The following is a 4,734-nucleotide window of genomic DNA, read 5'->3' on the forward strand; positions in this document are numbered from 1 at the left end:
CCCGCGGGCCGCCGCACGGCCGTCACACCACGTGGACGCCGGGGCGGCCCGCCTCCACCCGCAGCCGCGCCAGCGTACGGGGCGTGGCCCGGGGCTTCACCACGGTGTCCACCACCCGCACCCGCGCGTCGACGCCGTCCGGACGGATGTCGAACAGGTGGTAGCCGCGGTGGGCGTCGAGCAGCTTCCAGTGCGGATTGTCCGCGCGCCGCGGGTCCCACTGCGCGCGGAAGGCGGCCTGGTCCTGGTCTCCGTTGCTGGAGACGGACGTGCCGACGAACTCGGCGCCCACGACCGCGGAGGACGGGTCGGCGAAGTCCTCCCTGAGGTCGCTGACCATCGTCAGGTGGCGGTCGCCGGTGAGGACGACGGGGTTGCTCACCCTCCGGAACTCCTGGAGCAGCGCGTTGCGTTCGGCCTGGTAGCCGTCCCAGGCGTCGTAGTACCAGAGCTTGCCCTCGCCGACCCGGAGGTCGGTCTCGGCCATCATGATCTGGGAGGCGATCAGATTCCAGCGGGCGGGCGAGTGGCGCAGCCCGTCGACCAGCCATCGCTTCTGCGCGGCGCCGAGCATGGTCCGCGACGGGTCCTGGGCGCCCTCCTGGCCGGTCGCCTGGTCGCTGCGGTACTGCCGGGTGTCCAGCACGTTGAGCCGGGCGAGCCGGCCGAACTCCAGCCGCCGGTGCATCCGGATGCGCGGGCCGTCGGGGAGGGCGCTCGCGCGGACCGGCATGTGCTCGTAGTACGCCCGGTAGCCCGCGGTGAGGCGGGCCGTGAAGGCGTCGTGCGACTGCTTGTCGGGGTCCTGCGGGATCCGGCCGGCGAAGTCGTTGTCGATCTCGTGGTCGTCGAAGGTGACCACGAAGGGCGCGTTCGCGTGCATCGCCGCGAGGTCCGGGTCGGAGCGGTACTGGGCGTACCGGTTGCGGTACTGGGTCAGGCTGTAGGGCTCCCCGCCGCCCTCGTGACGGCGTACGCCGGTCGCCGACGGACTCGACTCGTAGATGTAGTCGCCGACGAACACGACGACGTCCGGGTCCTGCCGCAGCATGTCGGCGTACGGCGTGAAGTAGCCGTGCTGCCAGTTCTGGCAGGAGGCGAGCGCGAGCCTCAGGTGGCCGCCCGCGCTGTGCGCGGGCGGCGCGGTGCGGGTGCGGCCGGTCCGCGAGAGCTGCCCGCCGGCCCGGAAGCGGTACCAGTACCGGGTGTCCGGGCGCAGCCCGCGTACGTCGACGTGGACGCTGTGGCCGTAGGAGGGCCGGGCCAGTGCGGTGCCCCGGCGGACGATCCACCGGAAGCGGGAGTCCTGGGCGACCTGCCACTCGACGGGGACCGTGCTGTTCGGCATGCCTCCGCCGTTCAGGGGGTCGGGGGCGAGCCGGGTCCACAGCACGATCCCGTCCGGCAGGGGGTCGCCGGAGGCGACTCCCAGGCTGAACACCCCGTCGGGCAGCGGTTTGCGCCCCGCCGCGCGGGCCGTGGCCGGCAGCCACAGCTGGGCGGAGGCCGCCGTGCCGAGCGCGGCGGCGCCGGCGGCCAGAACGCGGCGGCGGTCGGACGGTAAGGCTCCGGACATGAGCGAACTCCCCTGCCTCGCATGCGACGTGGACACGGGGAAGTTCTCGGTACGGAGGGTCCGCACCCTGAATCCGGAGCGGCGCGCTCATGACAATAAGGCGGACAAGGGGGGACCCGCCCCGGCACGGGAACGTCCCGTGGCCCGGGCGGGTCCTGGAGGTGAGCGGCGGGCGGCGGGCGGGGGACGGCCCCGCCCGCGGGGCCGTCCGGCGGCTCCGCGGGCCCCGGTCCCTACGCCTTGTCGCGGAACGGGTCGAAGTCGTCGTACTCCCGCTCGGACTCGTCCCGTTCGGCCTGCCGGTCGCGGCGGCGCTGGGCGGCCGGGCGGGGTGCCTCGAAGCGGTGGTCCTCGCCGCGCCGGCCGAGCATCTCCGCACCGGCGGTCACCGTCGGCTCCCAGTCGAAGACGACGGCGTTGTCCTCGGGGCCGATGGCGACGCCGTCGCCGGTCCGGGCCCCGGCCTTCATCAGCGCCGTTTCCACACCGAGCCGGTTGAGCCGGTCGGCGAGGTAGCCGACGGCCTCGTCGTTGTTGAAGTCGGTCTGGCGGACCCAGCGTTCGGGCTTCTCGCCCCGCACCCGGAACAGGCCCTCGTCCTCGCGGGTGACGGTGAATCCGCTGTCGTCCACGGCCTTGGGCCGGATGACGACGCGCGTCGACTCCTCCTTGGGGCGGGCGGCCCGCGCCTCGGACACCAGCTGGGCCAGCGCGAACGACAGTTCCCGCAGTCCGAGGTGGGCGACGGCGGACACCGCGAAGACGCGGTAGCCGCGTGCCTCCAGGTCCGGCCGCACCATCTCGGCGAGGTCCCTGCCGTCCGGCACGTCGGTCTTGTTGAGGACGACGACGCGGGGGCGGTTGTCGAGGCCGCCGTACTGCCGCAGTTCCTCCTCGATGACGTCGAGGTCGGAGACGGGGTCGCGGTCGGACTCCAGCGTCGCCGTGTCCAGCACGTGCACGAGCACGCTGCACCGCTCCACGTGCCGCAGGAACTCGAGCCCGAGCCCCTTGCCCCGGCTGGCGCCCGGGATGAGCCCGGGCACGTCGGCGATCGTGTAGACGGTCGAGCCGGCGGTGACGACGCCCAGGTTGGGCACGAGGGTGGTGAACGGGTAGTCGGCGATCTTGGGCTTGGCGGCGGAGAGCACGGAGATCAGCGAGGACTTGCCCGCGCTCGGGTAGCCGACCAGCGCCACGTCGGCGACGGTCTTCAGCTCCAGGCCGATGTCCCGCAGGTCTCCCGGTTCACCGAGCAGCGCGAACCCGGGCGCCTTGCGCCGCGCGGAGGCGAGGGCGGCGTTCCCGAGCCCGCCCCGGCCGCCCTGGGCGGCGATGTACGAGGTCCCGTGCCCGACCAGGTCGGCGAGCACGTTGCCCGCCTTGTCCAGGACGACGGTGCCGTCCGGCACCGGAAGGACGAGGTCCTGGCCGTCCTTGCCGCTGCGGTTGCCGCCCTCGCCGGGCTTGCCGTTGGTGGCCTTGCGGTGCGGGGAGTGGTGGTAGTCGAGCAGGGTGGTCACGGACTGGTCGACGGTGAGGATCACGTCGCCGCCCCGGCCGCCGTTCCCGCCGTCGGGTCCACCCAGCGGCTTGAACTTCTCACGGTGGACGGAGGCACAGCCGTGGCCTCCGTTACCCGCGGCGACATGCAGCTCGACGCGGTCCACGAAGGTGGTCATGTGGGGTGCCTCCAGAGACGGTGAGGTGTACGTGCGTACGTGTTTCCTGGTTAACACGCGAAAGGCGGACCCGCCTTCCCGCCAGGGAAGTGAGGTCCGCCTCGCGAAAGCTTCCGGTCAGGCGACCGGAACGATGTTCACGACCTTGCGGCCGCGGTGGGTGCCGAACTGCACCGCACCGGCCTCCAGCGCGAACAGCGTGTCGTCGCCACCACGGCCGACGCCGGCGCCCGGGTGGAAGTGGGTGCCACGCTGGCGGACGAGGATCTCACCCGCGTTGACGGCCTGACCGCCGAAGCGCTTCACGCCGAGCCGCTGGGCATTGGAGTCGCGACCGTTCCGGGTGGACGATGCGCCCTTCTTGTGTGCCATCTCTCCTCAGTCCCTTACTTCGCAGCCGCGGGGATCTCAGTGACCTTGATCGCCGTGTACTGCTGGCGGTGGCCCTGACGACGGCGGTAGCCGGTCTTGTTCTTGTAGCGCAGAATGTCGATCTTCTGGCCCTTGTGGTGGTCCACGATCTCGGCCTGGACCTTGATGCCGGCCAGGACCCACGGGTCGCTGGTCACGGCGTCGCCGTCGACGACGAGCAGGGTCGAGAGCTCGACCGTGTCGCCGACCTTGCCCGTGGAAATCTTGTCAACCTCAACGATGTCGCCGACAGCAACCTTGTGCTGGCGACCACCGCTGCGCACGATGGCGTACACGCGGATCTCACTCTCACTCGAAGAACGGCACCCCGCAGGCCAGCCACCCGACAGACGCAACGGGCGACCTCTCCCGAGCCGGTCCATGCACCCGGGAGGAAAAGGTTTACGGGGATGTGGCGGTCCCGATGGACACGCCGACGGTCAAGGTTACGGGGCGTGGCCCCGGGGGGTCAAACCGGGCCGGGGCCACCGGTGACGGCGGGCGCCCGGTGGGGGGTCCCCGTCCCGCGGGTCAGTCCTCGAGCAGGTGGGCGCGCCCGAACATGGCCGCCGCGGCCCGGGCGGTCGGCGTGCCGGAGTCCAGGTCCGCCCCGGCCTCTCGCAGCACCCCGACCACCTCGTCCGCGCCCTTGAACAGGGCTCCGGCGAGGGGGGTCTGGTCCCGGGCGTTGCGCAGGTCCGGGTCGGCGCCGAGCCCGATCAGGGCCCGTACGGTGCCGGCGTGGCCGTGATAGGCGGCGAGCATCAGCAAGGTGTTGCCGTCCGCGTCGGTCACGTCCACCGGCAGCCCGTGCTCCACGAACTCCACCAGTTGCCCGGTGTCGCCTTCACGGGCCAGGTCCATGGCGAGGGCCACGACGCGCTCCGTCTGCTCGGGTGTCAGACCGTCCCTGCTCATGCGCATCTCTCCTGGTCGGGCGGTTGTGCTGGTCAAGCGGTCGCGCCGGTCGTGCGGTCGCGCGGGGGTGCCGGCGAAGCGGGTGGCGCCGGTAGCCCGGTCGTGCCGGTCGAGCGGGTGGCGCCGGTCGTCCATGGGGGCGCCGGG

5 protein-coding genes are annotated in these 4,734 nt (G+C 72.4%); all 5 read right to left on the reverse strand.

What is annotated here, in order from left to right; translation table 11 throughout:
• Positions 1-22: 22 nt before the first annotated feature.
• Complete coding sequence (locus AOK18_RS14650) at positions 23-1,576, reverse strand: alkaline phosphatase D family protein (RefSeq protein WP_055694638.1); 1,554 nt, start codon at positions 1,574-1,576, stop codon at positions 23-25.
• Between the two features lie 233 nt (positions 1,577-1,809).
• Positions 1,810-3,258, reverse strand: coding sequence for a GTPase ObgE (obgE, locus tag AOK18_RS14655; RefSeq protein WP_055694639.1), 1,449 nt, complete (start codon positions 3,256-3,258; stop codon positions 1,810-1,812).
• Positions 3,259-3,375: 117 nt separating this feature from the next.
• Positions 3,376-3,630, reverse strand: a complete 255-nt coding sequence (gene rpmA / locus AOK18_RS14660; protein ID WP_007449530.1) for a 50S ribosomal protein L27 — start codon at positions 3,628-3,630, stop codon at positions 3,376-3,378.
• Positions 3,631-3,644: 14 nt separating this feature from the next.
• Positions 3,645-3,965, reverse strand: coding sequence for a 50S ribosomal protein L21 (gene rplU, locus AOK18_RS14665; RefSeq protein ID WP_003976204.1), 321 nt, complete (start codon positions 3,963-3,965; stop codon positions 3,645-3,647).
• A gap of 235 nt (positions 3,966-4,200) precedes the next feature.
• Positions 4,201-4,587: an ankyrin repeat domain-containing protein gene (locus AOK18_RS14670; RefSeq protein WP_055570744.1), complete on the reverse strand. Its 387-nt coding sequence runs from the start codon at positions 4,585-4,587 to the stop codon at positions 4,201-4,203.
• Between the last annotated feature and the right edge of the window lie 147 nt (positions 4,588-4,734).

This window comes from Streptomyces prasinopilosus (genome assembly GCF_001419695.1).
Taxonomy (GTDB): Bacteria; Actinomycetota; Actinomycetes; order Streptomycetales; family Streptomycetaceae; genus Streptomyces; species Streptomyces prasinopilosus.